Source organism: Tunturiibacter empetritectus, from assembly GCF_013410875.1.
Taxonomy (GTDB): Bacteria; Acidobacteriota; Terriglobia; order Terriglobales; family Acidobacteriaceae; genus Edaphobacter; species Edaphobacter empetritectus.
In genome coordinates this window covers 2224000-2238894 of the sequence record NZ_JACCCU010000001.1, presented here as the reverse complement: position 1 = coordinate 2238894, position 14895 = coordinate 2224000, and the positions used below count along the sequence as shown (strand labels likewise).

Sequence of the window (14895 nt, the reverse complement as noted above, 5' to 3'; positions counted from 1 at the left end):
AGCGCGTTTTCTACGAGCAGGTCACTAGTGTCAAGTCTTCGGGAGATTGTCATGGCGCCAAGTCGTCACCCATGAGACGCCGGACCGGAACTCGTTTATTCTGATCTACCGATGATGCCATCTCCTCCGCAAGACTCGAAGATACGGCGTCAAGTGCACATTCGAGGAATCGTGCAGGGAGTCGGGTTTCGCCCATTCGTTTATAACCTTGCCACATCACTCGGGCTGACCGGCTTCGTCTTCAATTCTTCGTCGGGTGTGACGATAGAAGTCGAGGGTCACGCCGCAACGATTCGCACCTTTATCGAAAGCCTGCAACACGATCTTCCAGGGCTAGCTCAAATTCTCGAACTCACTCTCTCCGAACTGAAGGTCGTGGGTAGCTCAGGCTTCGACATTCTCGAGAGCCGGGAGGAGATCGGTGAGTTTACTCTGGTCTCTCCCGACGCCGGCACCTGCGACGCCTGCTGGCGTGACTTCGGAGATCCGCTTAACCGTCGCTTCGGCTATCCATTCACAAATTGCACACACTGCGGTCCGCGCTACACCATCGTCCAGGACATACCATACGATCGCGCGAAGACAACGATGTCGGGCTTCATTATGTGCGACGCCTGCACGGCGGAGTACGGCGATCCGACCGATCGGCGCTTCCATGCTCAGCCAAATGCCTGCGCGGTCTGCGGCCCGGCGTTGTGCCTTGTCCCACGCGGCTCGTCACCGGCTGACTGTTCCTTTGCCGAGAAAGATTCGCTTCCAGCAATTCGCGCGACAAGGCAAATCCTGCGGGAGGGCAAGATCTTGGCTGTCAAAGGGTTGGGTGGCTTTCTACTTGCCTGCGATGCAGACAACGACGCTGCCGTCGCCGAGTTGCGCAGACGTAAGCGTCGGCCTATCAAGCCATTCGCTTTGATGGTACGGGATATGAAAGGAATCCGGAGAATTTGCGCGGTGTCACCTGAGGACGAGGCCGCGCTGCAGCATCCGCGCAGGCCGATCGTAATTTTGCCTCGCGCGTCATCTGAAAGTATGGCAGCTGGCGGCCTACCGAACATCATTGCTCCAGCAAACAACACACTCGGCATCATGCTCCCCTATACGCCTCTGCACTATCTACTCTTCAGCGACTCACCGGAATCGAAGTCAGAGTTTGTCGCTCTTGTTATGACGAGCGGTAATCTCAGTGAGGAACCGATTGTGATCTCGAACACAGAGGCACTCCTGCATTTGTCGGGCATTGCCGATTGGTTCCTGTTGCATAACCGCGATATCGCCACACGAGTGGACGATTCCGTGGTTCGCACCATGGAACGAAAAGAAACTGTGCTGCGTCGCTCGCGGGGCTTCGTGCCGCAGACTATCGATTTGGGCACCGAGATGGAGCAAGTTCTGGCTGTCGGAGCCGAGCTAAAAAATACATTTTGCTTGACCCGGGGCAGGCACGCCATCTTGAGCCAGCACATCGGCGACCTCGAAAACTATGAAACGATGCGCTTCTTCGAAGAGACACTGGAGAAGATGAAGCATCTCTTCAAGGTCTCACCCAAGGCCATCGCGTACGATCTGCATCCCGGCTATCGAAGCACGCGCATGGCGCTCGCCTCCGGCATCGAGTCAAGGTTTGCGGTGCAGCATCATCATGCGCACATCGCCAGCTGCATGGCGGAAAATCACCTCGGCGGAAAGGTCATCGGCGTTGCCATGGACGGCACTGGCCTTGGCTCCGATGGCACCATTTGGGGCGGCGAATTCCTGGTGGCGGATCTCGCTGGCTTTGAGCGCCGCGCCCACCTCCGCGCCGTGCCGATGCCCGGCGGCGATGCGGCGATACGTCAGCCCTGGCGAATGGCCTTGAGCTACCTCCGGGATTCTCTTGGCTCTCAAATGCCTGACAATCTTGCGTGTTTCCGGGCAGTTCCCCCCACGCAGTTCAGGCTTGTGGACACGATGCTTTCGCGCCGCATTCAGACGGTGCAGACCTCTTCGTGCGGACGCCTGTTCGACGCGGTAGCGGCGCTGTTGGGGCTGGGCTCCGAGATCACCTTTGAAGGGCAGGCCGCCATTGCGCTGGAGATGGCGGCGGAGCCAGGCGTCTCGGATCGCTACGGGTTCGATCTGGAGCAAGGTGAATCGACGGTGATAGATCTTCGTCAAACCATTGCGACGATCGTCAGGGATATCGTTGCGGGACGGTCTGTGGCCGCGATCTCCGCCTGCTTTCACAACACGCTCAGCGCCGCCATCGTCGAGGTCTGCTGCCGCATCCGCAAGAGCGACGGACTGGACGGCGTATGCCTAAGCGGCGGCGTATTTCAAAATCATCTTCTGCTGGGACTTACGGCAGTCGAGTTGCGTCGTTTGCGATTTGGAGTATTCTTGCACGCGATGGTTCCTGCGAACGACGGTGGTATTTCGTTGGGTCAAGCGGTGATCGCGAACGAGTTATTGCGTCGAGGAGACTGACATGTGCCTGGCAATTCCCGGCAAAGTGGTAGACACCTACGACCAACGCGGTCTGCGCATGGCCAGGGTCCAGTTCGGCGGCATCGTTCGCGAAGCATGCCTCGAGTATGTACCTGAGACTCAGGTGGGCGAATACGTCTTGGTCCATGTCGGCTTCGCCATCAGTCGAATCGATGAAGCGGAAGCAGAACGTACCTACCAGGCGCTGAAGGATCTGGATCAACTCACCGAGCTGGACTCCCCGGTGGTCGAAGAGATCGCTGAGACGGATAAGCCGTTCTACCCAGCCTGGATGAACGCCGGAGGGCTTCGCCGATGAAGTATCTTGATGAGTATCGGAATGGGGACATAGCGGCGAAGATCGTCGCCGAGATGCGCCGGGTCCAGACCCGGCCGTGGGTTTTGATGGAAGTCTGCGGCGGCCAGACCCACTCGATTGTCAAGAATGGCCTGGACCATCTGCTGCCGGAGGGTGTCGAACTCGTGCACGGACCAGGCTGCCCGGTATGCGTCACGCCGCTTGAAATGATTGACAAAGCGCACGTCATAGCACGTTCGCCTAATGTGATCTTTTGCTCTTTCGGCGACATGCTGCGCGTGCCAGGCTCCGACGGCGACCTGTTCTCGATCAAATCTCTGGGCAGTGATATCCGTATCGTGTACTCGCCTCTAGACTGCCTGAAGATTGCCCGCGCCAATCCAGATAAGCAAGTTGTCTTCTTCGCCATTGGCTTTGAGACCACGGCCCCTGCGAATGCAATGTTGGCGTGGCGAGCCCGCGAAGAGCAGGTTAACAATCTCTCTCTGTTGGTCTCCCATGTCTTGGTGCCGCCAGCGCTCGAAGCCATCCTCAATGCCTCCGACAATCGCGTGCAAGGCTTTCTCGGTCCGGGTCACGTCTGCGCCGTGATGGGGTACAGCGAGTATGACCCTATCAGCGCCCGCCACCACGTCCCCATCGTCATCACCGGATTCGAGCCAGTCGATATCCTCGAAGGCACGCTAATCACCATCAAGCAGTTGGAAGAGGGACGCGCCACGGTTGAGAATCAATACTCGCGCATACTCAATCGCCAGGGGAATCTGCCAGCTCAACAGCTGATCGGCAAAGTGTTCGAGGTCGGAGATCGCAAGTGGCGCGGCATCGGCAGTATTCCGATGAGCGGCTACCATCTGCGCGACGAGTTCTTTCAACACGACGCCGAAAAGCTCTTCGATGTGGCCGAGATCGCCACGTTGGAGCCCGAGGTATGTATCAGTGGTCAGGTACTTCGCGGGATCAGGAAGCCGCACGACTGTTCCGCCTTTGGAACACTCTGTACTCCGCAGCACCCGCTAGGTGCGACCATGGTCTCGGCTGAGGGAGCGTGTGCCGCGTACTACGCGTATGGCCGTCACCTGAACCCGCAGGGAGCGGATAAGCTTCATCAGATCGTTCCCGAACCCGTTCTGGACGACGTCAGTGTCAAGCCCCGCAAGGAGCGCGAATACTCTCATGCCAGCCGCTGAAGATGATCTGAAGACGGAGAAAGCAATCGCTGGCGAGAGTCTGACGCCGTTCGGTTCGTGCCCAATCCCGATCTTTGACCATAAGCGGATCGTTCTTGGCCACGGTAGCGGCGGCAAGCTCACCGCCGATCTGATCGACAAGATCTTCCTTCCAGCCTTTCGCAATCCGACGCTCGATAAGCTCGACGATCAGGCTGTGCTCACGATCGGGGGGGCGCGACTGGCGTTCTCCACGGATTCCTTCGTTGTCACACCTATCTTCTTCCCGGGCGGAGATATCGGTCGGCTCGCGATTCACGGGACGGTGAACGATCTGGCGATGAGCGGCGCCCGTCCGCTCTATCTTTCGGTAGCGTTCATCCTTGAAGAAGGCCTGGCAGTCGACGATCTGCGCCGAGTGGTCGAGTCCATGCGGGCCGCCGCTGCGGAGGCCGGTGTAAAGCTCGTCACCGGCGATACCAAGGTCGTCAACCGCGGCAAAGGCGACCAGATCTTCATCACAACAACCGGAATAGGTGTGATCGAGCACGACATCAGCATCTCGGCCGATCGCGCGCGCGCCGGCGACAAGATTATCCTCAGTGGCTACATCGGCGACCACGGCATGACCATCATGAGCCAGCGCGAGGGTCTCGAGTTCGAGGGCGCTATTGAGAGCGACTGCGCACCGCTTAACGGCCTGGTCTCGGCCATGCTTGCGACCGCCTCCCCCGCGAACGACTTCATCCATACGCTGCGCGATCCGACCCGCGGAGGCGTCGCAACCACGCTCAACGAGATAGCCAAACACGCCAACGTTGGTATGGTGCTTGACGAGCGCACGATCCCTGTGCGCGAGTCGGTCAAGGGCGCCTGCGAGGTGCTCGGCCTCGACCCGCTCTATGTCGCGAATGAGGGCAAGTTACTCGCTCTGGTTGTCCCGGAGATGGCGGGTGCAGTTCTCGAGCAGATGAGGCAGCATCCTTTCGGCCAGGACGCCGTAATCATCGGCGAGGTCGTCGAAAATCATCCTGGCATGGTGCTAATGAAAACTGAGATCGGTGGCACGCGGGTCCTCGATGTGATGTTCGGTGAGCAGCTTCCGCGCATCTGCTAATTCCGGACCGGTAACTTCACGGCCTGAATAATTCCATCGACCGCGTAAAAGTTGTATTAAGTCCAATAAATATGCGGGTATAAGCGATTGACAGCCAGCTTCGAATAGGCGTAGTGTCTCTGGCATTCGAGCGAGCCGGCTTCGCTCGCGGGCTCTTGAGTCAAAGCTGACGCATCGCTTTGCGAAGGTGACAGGCTTGTCCTGCTTCTACCATTCCGCTCTCCCGAATCCAAAATCACAGTTCATGTGCTACGACTTCTCTGCTTTTCGGTCGGAAAGTCGTCACGCTAATTCATCTTCGAGCAAGCTCGCGGAGCAGGTCACAATGTCGTCCCAAGGAGAATTCCATGGTTGACTCGCCAAGCCGTATTACCAAGCCGTCACCGGTATCCGACGTCCACATTCTCTGGATCACTGCCGGTCTCAGTTGCGACGGCGACAGCGTCTCGGTGACCGCCGCCGAGCAACCCTCGATCGAAGACGTTTTACTGGGTGCCATACCCGGTCTGCCCAGGGTTCATCTTCACAATCCGGTGCTTGCATACGAGAACGGCGACGAGTTCATGCAGTTCTTCTACGATGCTGAGAAGGGTTTGCTCGAACCTTTTGTCCTTGTGGTCGAAGGCTCCATCCCCAACGAAAAGATCAAGAAAGAGGGCTACTGGGCGGCCATGGGGACGAATCACGACACCGGCCAGCCCATCACCACATGCGAGTGGATCGATCGCCTCGCTCCCAAGGCCCTGGCCGTTATCGGTGCCGGCACCTGCGCAACCTACGGCGGTATCCACGCCATGGCCGGTAACCCAACCGGCGCCATGGGACTGGCCGACTACCTGGGCTGGGAATGGCGTTCGAAGGCCGGTCTGCCCATCGTCAACGTCCCCGGCTGTCCTGTTCAGCCCGACAATTTCATGGAGACCGTTCTCTACTTGCTCTACCAGGTAGCTGGCCTCGCCCCAATGATTCCACTCGACAAACAGCTTCGTCCCACCTGGCTCTTTGGCAAGACGGTCCATGAGGGATGCGATCGCGGCTCCTACTACGAGCAGGGAGACTTCGCTACCGAGTACGGTTCTTCAAAATGCCTCGTCAAGCTCGGTTGCTGGGGCCCGGTCGTCGACTGCAACGTCACCAAGCGCGGCTGGATGCGTGGCATCGGCGGATGTCCTAATGTCGGCGGCATCTGCATCGGATGCACCATGCCCGGCTTCCCCGATAAGTTCATGCCATTTATGGATGAGCCACCCGGAGGCATGCTCTCGGCTGCGCTTGTCGGCGGCTACGGCCGCATGATCCGTGCGCTTCGCAGCATCACCAACGCTACCGTCAACAAGGAACCGAAGTGGCGTCACAATCGTCCGGAACTCACCACTGGCTATCGTCCAGCCCCCCCTAACGCCTAATAACCACTTGAGAGGACCAAGCTATGGCTACGTTTCCGGATACCATCCCTGAACTCGACATTAAGAAGCGCAATCTCGTCGAGATGAACTGGGATCCCATTACCCGTATCGTCGGCAGTCTTGGCATCTTCACCAAGATTGACTTCGCCAACAAGACCGTTGCCGAGTGTCACAGTACATCGTCCATCTTTCGCGGCTACAGCATCTTCATGAAGGGCAAAGACCCGCGCGACGCTCACTTCATCACCAGCCGCATCTGCGGCATCTGCGGGGATAACCACGCGACCTGCGCATGTTATGCACAGAACATGGCCTTTGGCATTCGTCCCCCCGCGCTTGCCGAATGGATCATCAACCTTGGCGAAGCAGCCGAGTACATGTTCGATCACAACATCTTTCAGGACAATCTCGTTGGCGTCGACTTCTGCGAGCAGATGGTCAAGGAGACCAATCCGAACGTCTGGGAAAAAGCACAGCATACGCCTGCGCCGAACGCCGACAAGCACGGCTACCGCATGATCTCCGACATCATGACCGCGCTCAATCCCTTCACCGGCACCTTCTACCGCGAGACTCTTGCCATGAGCCGCATGACCCGTGAGATGTTCTGCCTCATGGAAGGACGCCACGTCCACCCGTCGACTCTCTATCCAGGTGGCGTCGGCACTGTAGCAACCATTCAGCTTTTCACCGACTATCTCGTCCGGCTGATGAAGTACGTTGAATTCATGAAGAAGGTCGTACCGTTGCACGACGATCTCTTCGACTTTTTCTACGATGCGCTCCCGGGCTATGAAGAGGTCGGCCGCCGCCGAGTCCTGCTCGCCTGTTGGGGCTCTTACAACGACCCCGACTCCTGCGACTACCAGTACAAGAACATGGCGGAATGGGGACGCAAGATGTTCGTTACGCCCGGCGTGGTCGTCGACGGCAAGCTGGTCACCAACTCGCTGGTCGACATCAATCTCAACATCCGAATCCTGCTCGGGAGTTCCTACTATGACGATTGGCAGGGATCTGAGACCTTCGTACCCCGCGACCCGCTCGGCAACCCTGTCGATAAGCGCCATCCCTGGAACCAGACCACCATCCCGCGGCCGCAAAAGCGCGACTTCAAAGGCAACTACACCTGGGTCATGTCGCCGCGCTGGCTCGATCAGCGCACTGGAGACCACCTCGCCCTCGATACCGGCGGCGGCCCCATCGCACGTCTCTGGTCAACTGCGCTCTCCGGCCTGGTAGACATTGGCTATGTCAAGGCAACCGGGCACAGCGTCAAGATCAATCTTCCCAAAACCGCAATGCTGCCAGAGACCGAGTTCGAGTGGCACATCCCAAAGTGGTCGAACACACTCGAGCGCGACCGTGCCCGTACCTACTTCCAGGCCTACGCCGCTGCTACCGCTCTGTACTTCGTTGAGAAAGCGCTCGCCGAATTGAATGCCGGCCGCACCTCCACCTGGACCGAATTCAAAGTTCCGGAAGAAGCTATCGGCTGTGGCTTCCACGAGGCCGTTCGCGGTGTTCTCTCGCACCATGTCGTCATCCGCGAGGGTAAGATCGCCAACTACCATCCCTATCCCCCCACTCCTTGGAACGCTAATCCACGCGACATGTATGGAACTCCCGGGCCCTACGAAGACGCGGTCCAGAATACGCCGCTCTTCGAAGAGAACGGTCCCGACAAGTTCAAAGGTATCGACATCATGCGCACCGTCCGCAGCTTCGATCCTTGCCTGCCTTGCGGCGTTCACATGTATCTCGGTGATGGCAAGATCCTCGAAACTCGCCACTCTCCTATGTTCGGCGTAGCGGGGCACGAATAATGGCTGCTGCGCCTCAGTCGGAGACTCAGCGGGAAGTTGTCGATAGCATTGCGCCTCCACAGCGTGGTGAGTTCCGCTTGCAGACGGAGCGAGTTGAAAAACTCGCCGGCCGCCTTCAAAGTGCAGGGGACCCGGAGATACGGGCCACCGCGCTCGACCTCGTGCAGTCTGTCGTTGAACTGCACGGCGCGGCCCTTCAACGTCTTGTCGACTCGCTCCTAAAGACGCCGGCGGGTGAACAGGCTCTAAGCGAAGCGTTGGAGAACGACTTGGTCTCGAGCATGCTTCTGCTGCACAACCTCCACCCGGACGACATTGAAACCCGTGTGCTTCGCGGCATCGAAAAAGCTCGTCCTTATCTCAAATCCCACGGAGGCGATGTGGACCTTGCTGGCGTCCGCGACGGCATTGTTCACCTGCGCCTCCACGGAACCTGCGGTAGCTGCCCTGGTTCCTCCATCACACTTAAGAATGCAGTCGAAGACGCGCTCTTCGAGGTCGCACCCGACATCGTCGAAATCGTCTCCGAGAATGCTGCCGCGCCTAAGCAGAGCGGACCTCAACTCGTAACCATCAAGTAGGGAGAACCGTCATGGCCAAACAGGATGCACGCCCCGCTACTCCAGCCAGTACCATCGGAATCCGCAAAAGCGAGAGCCGCGTTGACCAACTCACCCCAAGCCCCACCCGCACTGCGAAGGACGCCACCGGCATCAACCTTGAGCAGCGCGGCCCAATCAGCCCCAAGATGCCTCAGTTGCCGCCTGCCTGACCCCGGGAGCCCAGCATGAACGAACTCTCTGAAGAAGAGCAGGAACGAACTCCGGTCCCGTCATTCCTGAGACAGGTTGCCCGCCGTCGCCCGATCTCCTACGGCGCCGAGCGCTGCGAGCTCTGCAGCGCCGAACTGTCACCGGTCCACCAGCATCTGCTCGCCCCCCGCAAGCGCGAGATTGCCTGCTCCTGCGATGGTTGCGCCGTGCTCTTTTGCGGCCAGCCCGGAGCCCATTACCTGCGCATTCCGCGCCGCATTCGCGCTCTCGCCGACTTCCAGATGCCGAATCTGCAATGGGAATCTCTCATGATCCCCATTAACCTGGCTTTCTTCTACTACGACACCGCGGGTGGCAGGATGATCGCAATGTATCCCAGCCCCGCTGGCGCCATCGAATCGCTCCTAAGCCTCGAATCCTGGAGCGAAATTGCCACTCAACATCCCTCGCTCCAGAGGATGGAGCCCGACGTAGAGACTTTCCTCGTCAACCGAGTCGGCGCCATCCACGAGTACTACATCGTTCCCATCGACGAATGCTTCCATCTCGTTGGCCTCATTCGCATGCACTGGCGCGGCCTCTCCGGTGGGGCCGAAGTCTGGAAGCACATCCACGAGTTCTTCGCGAGTCTACAAGCCCGTAGCACTGAAGTGAGAGAGTCTGTTGCGAATCAGCACCCGGAGCCCATCCATGCCTGAGCTCCACTTCCAGATCGAAGGCGCTGAAGCGGTGCCTCATGCGGCCACACCATTGATCGCACTCAAGCTGCGCATCACAAACTTTCCCGCCACTGAAACCATTCACGCCATCACTCTTCGTTGCCAGGTTCAGATCGAACCCGCCAAGCGCCGTTATGTCCCCAACGAACAAGAGAAGCTGCTCGACCTGTTCGGCACACCCGAGCGCTGGGCACGTACCGTCAAACCGCTGCTGTGGATGAACACCAGCATTGCCGTCCCGCGCTTCACCGGGGAACTGCTTGCCGACCTTGAACTTCCTTGTACCTTCGACTTCAACGTCGCCGCCACGAAGTACTTCCACGCCCTTGATTCGGGCGACATCCCGGTTGCCGTCATGTTCAGCGGCACGCTTTTCTATGAAGGTTCCAATGGCGCTCTGCAGATCTCGCAAGTCCCATGGGACCGTGAGTGTAGCTATCGTCTCCCTGTCTCCGTCTGGAAAGACATGATGGAGATGCACCATCCTAACTCTGCCTGGCTCTGCCTTCGTCGCGACGCCTTCGAGCAGCTCTACAACTACAAGGTGCGTCACGGTCTCCCAACCTGGGAACAAGCCATCGCCAGGGCCCTGGCCAGCGAAAGCGCCTTAGCAAAAACTCCAGAGGAGGTCGAAGCATGAACTTCACCTCCGTCGAAAAAATCGCCGCAGCTGTACTTTACGAGGGATACATTCTTTACCCATACCGGTCAACAGCCATCAAGAATCGCCAGCGGTGGAACTTCGGCACACTTTACCCTCGCGTCTACGCCGAGGCCCAGCGGCCACAGGAACCGTTCAGTCTTGTCTCAGAGTGCCTTCTTAGACCGGGCCACAGCGTCTCGCTCGATATCAAAGTCAGCTTTCTCCAACTGTTGCCGCAGCCGCGAACTAGCTCAGACCTCGCCGATCCATCCCTCGATTGGGATGAAGCAATTGAACGTACGTCGGACCACTGCGACCTGAGTCTTAAGGAACTCCTCACCGAACCAATTAGACTGCACATCAACCCTACGGCAGAACTCGCTGCGAGCCTCACCGTCCGTGCCCAGATGTTGCCCAGCGGCGCCTGCAAGCTGCATCTCGAACTTGAAAACATTAGCCCTCTTTCGAGCGGCGCCGAAGCCCGCCGCGACGAAGCGTTGCCCCAGTCACTGGTCTCCGCGCACCTCCTGTTGGGCCTGACCGGCGGAGAGTTCATCTCTCTCCTCGAACCCTCCGACCTCTACACTGCCGATGCCAAAGCCTGCATCAACACTGGTGTCTTCCCGGTTCTCGCAGGAGACGAACCTGATCGCTCCATCCTGCTTCTCTCGCCCATCATCATGTATGACTACCCCAAAACCTCGCCCGAGAGCGCCGGCGACTTCTTCGACGGTACAGAGATGGACGAGATGCTTACACTACGTGTCCTTACCCTCACCGAAGACGAAAAGCAGCAGATGCGTACAGGCGATCCACGCGCTCGCCGCATCCTTGAGCGCACTGAAGCTCTCACCGGCGAAGAGATGCTGAAAGCCCATGGCATCGTCCGTCCGACACGTGAAATCCGAGGAGATGCCTTATGAATCCAGACGCGCCTGATGGCTTCATCACCGAGTGGGATCCCTTCGCCGAAGAGAAGGCACCGCCTGAGTCGGTCACCGTCTTCGGGATTGCTCTCCGCGTCGGCGATCGCGTCCGTATCTGGCCGCAGAAGACCGCCGACATCATGGACATTGCACTCACCGGCAAGGTCGGCGTAATCGAAGCCATCGAGCAGGACTTTGAAGATCAGATCCAGTTAGCCGTGGTAATCGATGACGACCCTGGTCGCGAGTTTGGCGTGATGCGGCAGCCTGGCCACCGCTTCTTCTTCGGCACTGAAGAAGTCGAGCCATATACAGACAAAGAACACAATGCCTTGAGAGAGGATGCCTCGGCGTGACCAAGACAATCCTCATCGCCGGCATCGGCAACATCTTTCTCGGAGATGACGCCTTCGGTGTCGAGGTCGTCCGTTCGCTGTCACGCCGCACACTTCCCGGCGAGGTCTTGGTGAAAGACTTCGGCATCCGCGGCTTCGACCTCGCTTACACGCTGCTCGACCCGTGGCACACAGTTATCCTCGTCGACGCGCTTTCCCGCAACGACGTACCCGGCACGCTATTCGTCCTCGAACCCGATCTCACCGGACTCGGCAATCCCGGTGCAGTGGGCATGGACCTGAACCCTCATGGCATGGACCCCATGCGTGTCCTCAATCTCGCTTCTGCCATTGGTCCCATAGCGGCCCGAATCCTTGTCGTTGGCTGCGAACCCAGAGACTTTGGCGACGAACTCGAAGGCCGAATGGGGCTGTCGCCGCAGGTGCAGGCCGTGGTCGAACAAGCGTCGAACATGATCGAAGAGTTGATCGGAAGAACCCTCGCCGAAATCGAGGATTCGCCGATGCCGTTGCAGACCCCCGTCCGGGTTTCGGACAACAGAGAGGTGACATCATGACAGGAAAATTTATCTTCGGAGTACTGGGCGTGGCCGTAATCGTTATAGGAATTATGGCTGCGCCAGACATCAAGCGCTACATCAGAATCAGCACAATGTAGCCGCTCGCAACCTGATGCGGTAAGTAGGAAAGGCGGCTCATGCACGAGTTATCGATCGTTCTCAGCATCATCGACGAGATCGGCGACCAATCCGAAGCGCTCGGTCTTAAGGACGTCGAGACCGTGCATCTGAAAGTTGGTGTCTTCTCGGGTGTGGACCGCGACGCGCTCCTCTTTGCATGGGAGCTCGCCTGCGAAGGCACGCCGCTCGAACATTCGCGACTCGATATTGAGACCGTTCCGCTCGTCATCCGTTGTGCCGTCTGCCATCAAAACCGTACGCCGCCGTCGCTCTATCAACTTTGCTGTCCAGAGTGCGAAACGCCGAGCGACACCATCGTCACCGGCCGCGAACTCGAAGTCGTCTCTCTGGAGGTTGCCGCATGAGCACACGCATCGTAGAAATACGCGCCAAAGTCATGAGGCAAAACGATCTGCTTGCCCATGCGCTCCGCGAGCGATTCGAGACCTCTGGCGTCAGCGTCGTCGGCTTGGTGTCAAGCCCCGGCTCAGGGAAGACCGCGTTCCTCGAAAAGCTCCTCAGCGGCCTCGCGCGCGACTTCCGCGTCGCTGCGTTAGTTGGAGATCTCGCGACCGAAAATGATGCCGCGCGTCTCAAGCGCGCCACTCCCAACGTCCGCCAGATCACTACCGGAACCATCTGCCATCTCGACGCCCAGATGATCGAAAAAGCACTGGAAGGATGGCAGCTCGACACCCTGGATTTTCTCTTTATTGAGAACGTCGGCAATCTCGTCTGCCCCTCCAGCTACGACCTCGGCGAAGAGCTCCGCTTCGTCATGCTCTCGGCCACCGAAGGGGAAGACAAGCCTTTGAAGTATCCCACCATCTTCAACAGCTCCGATGTGGCGATCATCACCAAGATGGATCTGGCTGAAGCTGCAGAGTTTGATGTGGCCGCCGCTCGCCGAAATATCGAAAGCGTACGCCCCGGGATGCAGATCTTCGAGGTCTCCGCCAAGACCGGATCTGGCATGCAGCGCGTCTTCCAACTCCTGCGCGATCAACTCGCTCATTCTCGCGAAACCCGCCCGGCATTGCAGATCCAGACGATCCAATGAACGCTCCAAGCGGAATCTATGCGCTCGGCCACACCACAATGTTCGACTTGGAGGATCGTCAGAACTCATGGTAAATGGCGTGTTCCTCGTGGTCGCTCATCAAGATCCGGATATCTCGAAGATTGTTGCCTGTCGGTCCTGTCATGATTGCGTCCCCCAACTCCTTGAAGACCAAGAACGAATCAAAAGTATCAAGACAACTCTGAGCATCAATTCCCATCAGCCGCGCGCGCTCAAAAGTCGTCCAGTCGGCAATCGCTCCCGCTGCCGGGCTGTTGCCGTCGATTCCGTCAGAGCCGGCGCTAAGGACTGTAATGTGCGAATGCCTTTGGCGAAGTTCCATCGCACACGAAAGAACAAAATGCTGATTTCTGCCGCCCTTTCCAGAGCGACCGTGCACTTGGACCAAAACTTCACCAACTGAGATGAGACACACCCTGGGATGAATGCGGGCCAGCGCCTCAGTTCTATCTAGTAGGTATTTAACCGCATCTCTGCACTCCCACTCATCGCATGTTGAATCGACCTCGACATGGAATCCAGACGCTTTCGCAAGTCGTGTCGCGGCTTCAGCAAGCTCGGTGCTTGATAAAATCACCCGATGAAATGACCGTGCAAATGCCTTATCAGTTTGTTTCGGCGTCTCTGTGAGCAGCGGCCCGTTGAAAAAGGAGATCACGCTCTCGGGCAGAAGCACACGATCCTGCAGACCTTCAAAAAGGCTAATACTATCTTGAACTGTCGAAGAATCTGGTAGCGACGGGCCCGAACCGACCGAGTCGCTTGAATGAGAAGGCACGTCGGAAACAATCAGAGTGCACTGAGCGGCAGCGCGAGATGCGGCAACTGCAAGCCTCCCTCCTTTGACTAAGGAGAAGTGTTTTCGCAGAACATTCATCTCGGTAATAGAGAGCCCAGAAGCTACAAGAGCCCCATAAAACTCCGCTGTCTCACTTATCGATATGTTCGGATCGATTGGTGCCTCAAGCATTGAGGACGCCCCTCCACTCATCAAGAACATCACAAAGGTATGTCCATCCACTTTGCTGAGATAACTCAAAGTAGATTCAGCGGCCTCTCTGGAAACTTCGTTCGGTGTGGGATGAGCGCCGGGAAAAAAAGTTACGTTTGCTCGTTCATGCCGGGGTGCAGTCGGAGAAATAAGCAAGGCGGTCACGTTCATCCAGACGTGGGGAGATCGCTCCAACTCCGCGACTACTGCGTCATGCATAGGAGTCGCCGCTTTTCCTGCAGCGACAATGACGAAGTGCTTGATCTCGCGAAGATCGTAGCGACGGCCACACACTATCAACTCTGAACCGTCGCATCGAATCGACTTCGAAACGACATCGCTGATGTTTATCAGTTCGAGAGTTTCAGTAAAGATCGACCGAATCAGTACCGACGTCTTTCTCATGCCTGCTCCAATACACGGATC

17 protein-coding genes are annotated in these 14895 nt (G+C 57.9%); 16 read left to right on the top strand and 1 reads right to left on the bottom strand.

The features are described from left to right. Positions 1–111: 111 nt before the first annotated feature. From hypF to hypB, 16 genes are all read left to right on the top strand, one after another. Positions 112–2463 (top strand): carbamoyltransferase HypF, encoded by a 2352-nt coding sequence (gene hypF, locus HDF08_RS09590; RefSeq protein ID WP_218884540.1) that lies wholly within the window; start codon positions 112–114, stop codon positions 2461–2463. A gap of 1 nt (position 2464) precedes the next feature. Beyond that, entirely contained in the window at positions 2465–2782 is a 318-nt protein-coding gene (locus HDF08_RS09585; RefSeq protein WP_179638226.1) for a HypC/HybG/HupF family hydrogenase formation chaperone, read from the top strand. Then, on the top strand, positions 2779–3972 hold the full coding sequence (gene hypD, locus HDF08_RS09580) for a hydrogenase formation protein HypD (RefSeq protein WP_179638225.1): 1194 nt from the start codon (positions 2779–2781) through the stop codon (positions 3970–3972). The genes HDF08_RS09585 and hypD overlap by 4 nt, the downstream gene beginning before the upstream one ends. Continuing rightward, the gene (hypE, locus tag HDF08_RS09575) at positions 3959–5068 is read left to right on the top strand and encodes a hydrogenase expression/formation protein HypE (RefSeq protein WP_179638224.1); all 1110 of its coding nucleotides are present in this window, start codon (positions 3959–3961) and stop codon (positions 5066–5068) included. Before hypD ends, hypE begins: the two co-directional genes overlap by 14 nt. A 347-nt stretch (positions 5069–5415) precedes the next feature. Then, positions 5416–6474, top strand: coding sequence for an NADH-quinone oxidoreductase subunit B family protein (locus HDF08_RS09570; RefSeq protein WP_179638223.1), 1059 nt, complete (start codon positions 5416–5418; stop codon positions 6472–6474). 23 nt (positions 6475–6497) lie between these two features. Beyond that, entirely contained in the window at positions 6498–8300 is a 1803-nt protein-coding gene (locus HDF08_RS09565; protein WP_179638222.1) for a nickel-dependent hydrogenase large subunit, read from the top strand. Then, positions 8300–8881 carry a NifU family protein gene (locus HDF08_RS22135; RefSeq protein ID WP_179638221.1) on the top strand — a complete coding sequence of 194 codons (582 nt, stop codon included), beginning with the start codon at positions 8300–8302 and terminating at the stop codon, positions 8879–8881. Before HDF08_RS09565 ends, HDF08_RS22135 begins: the two co-directional genes overlap by 1 nt. A gap of 11 nt (positions 8882–8892) precedes the next feature. Then, complete coding sequence (locus HDF08_RS09555) at positions 8893–9072, top strand: hypothetical protein (protein WP_179638220.1); 180 nt, start codon at positions 8893–8895, stop codon at positions 9070–9072. Between the two features lie 15 nt (positions 9073–9087). After that, positions 9088–9771: a DUF5947 family protein gene (locus HDF08_RS09550; RefSeq protein WP_179638219.1), complete on the top strand. Its 684-nt coding sequence runs from the start codon at positions 9088–9090 to the stop codon at positions 9769–9771. After that, positions 9764–10432 carry a DUF6084 family protein gene (locus tag HDF08_RS09545; RefSeq protein ID WP_179638218.1) on the top strand — a complete coding sequence of 223 codons (669 nt, stop codon included), beginning with the start codon at positions 9764–9766 and terminating at the stop codon, positions 10430–10432. Before HDF08_RS09550 ends, HDF08_RS09545 begins: the two co-directional genes overlap by 8 nt. Beyond that, positions 10429–11358, top strand: a complete 930-nt coding sequence (locus tag HDF08_RS09540) for a hypothetical protein (RefSeq protein WP_179638217.1) — start codon at positions 10429–10431, stop codon at positions 11356–11358. The genes HDF08_RS09545 and HDF08_RS09540 overlap by 4 nt, the downstream gene beginning before the upstream one ends. Further along, positions 11355–11717 (top strand): hypothetical protein, encoded by a 363-nt coding sequence (locus tag HDF08_RS09535; protein WP_179638216.1) that lies wholly within the window; start codon positions 11355–11357, stop codon positions 11715–11717. The genes HDF08_RS09540 and HDF08_RS09535 overlap by 4 nt, the downstream gene beginning before the upstream one ends. Next, positions 11714–12274 (top strand): hydrogenase maturation protease, encoded by a 561-nt coding sequence (locus HDF08_RS09530; protein WP_179638215.1) that lies wholly within the window; start codon positions 11714–11716, stop codon positions 12272–12274. Before HDF08_RS09535 ends, HDF08_RS09530 begins: the two co-directional genes overlap by 4 nt. Then, positions 12271–12375, top strand: coding sequence for a DUF6893 family small protein (locus HDF08_RS22130; RefSeq protein WP_373563150.1), 105 nt, complete (start codon positions 12271–12273; stop codon positions 12373–12375). Before HDF08_RS09530 ends, HDF08_RS22130 begins: the two co-directional genes overlap by 4 nt. A 39-nt stretch (positions 12376–12414) precedes the next feature. Next, positions 12415–12762 (top strand): hydrogenase maturation nickel metallochaperone HypA, encoded by a 348-nt coding sequence (gene hypA, locus HDF08_RS09525; protein WP_179638214.1) that lies wholly within the window; start codon positions 12415–12417, stop codon positions 12760–12762. Beyond that, a complete protein-coding gene (gene hypB / locus HDF08_RS09520; RefSeq protein ID WP_179638213.1) occupies positions 12759–13457 on the top strand; it encodes a hydrogenase nickel incorporation protein HypB in 699 nt (232 codons plus the stop codon). The genes hypA and hypB overlap by 4 nt, the downstream gene beginning before the upstream one ends. A 58-nt stretch (positions 13458–13515) precedes the next feature. On the opposite strand, the gene HDF08_RS09515 is transcribed toward hypB, so the two are convergent. Beyond that, the gene (locus HDF08_RS09515; protein ID WP_179638212.1) at positions 13516–14874 is read right to left on the bottom strand and encodes a glycerate kinase type-2 family protein; all 1359 of its coding nucleotides are present in this window, start codon (positions 14872–14874) and stop codon (positions 13516–13518) included. Positions 14875–14895 lie beyond the last annotated feature (21 nt).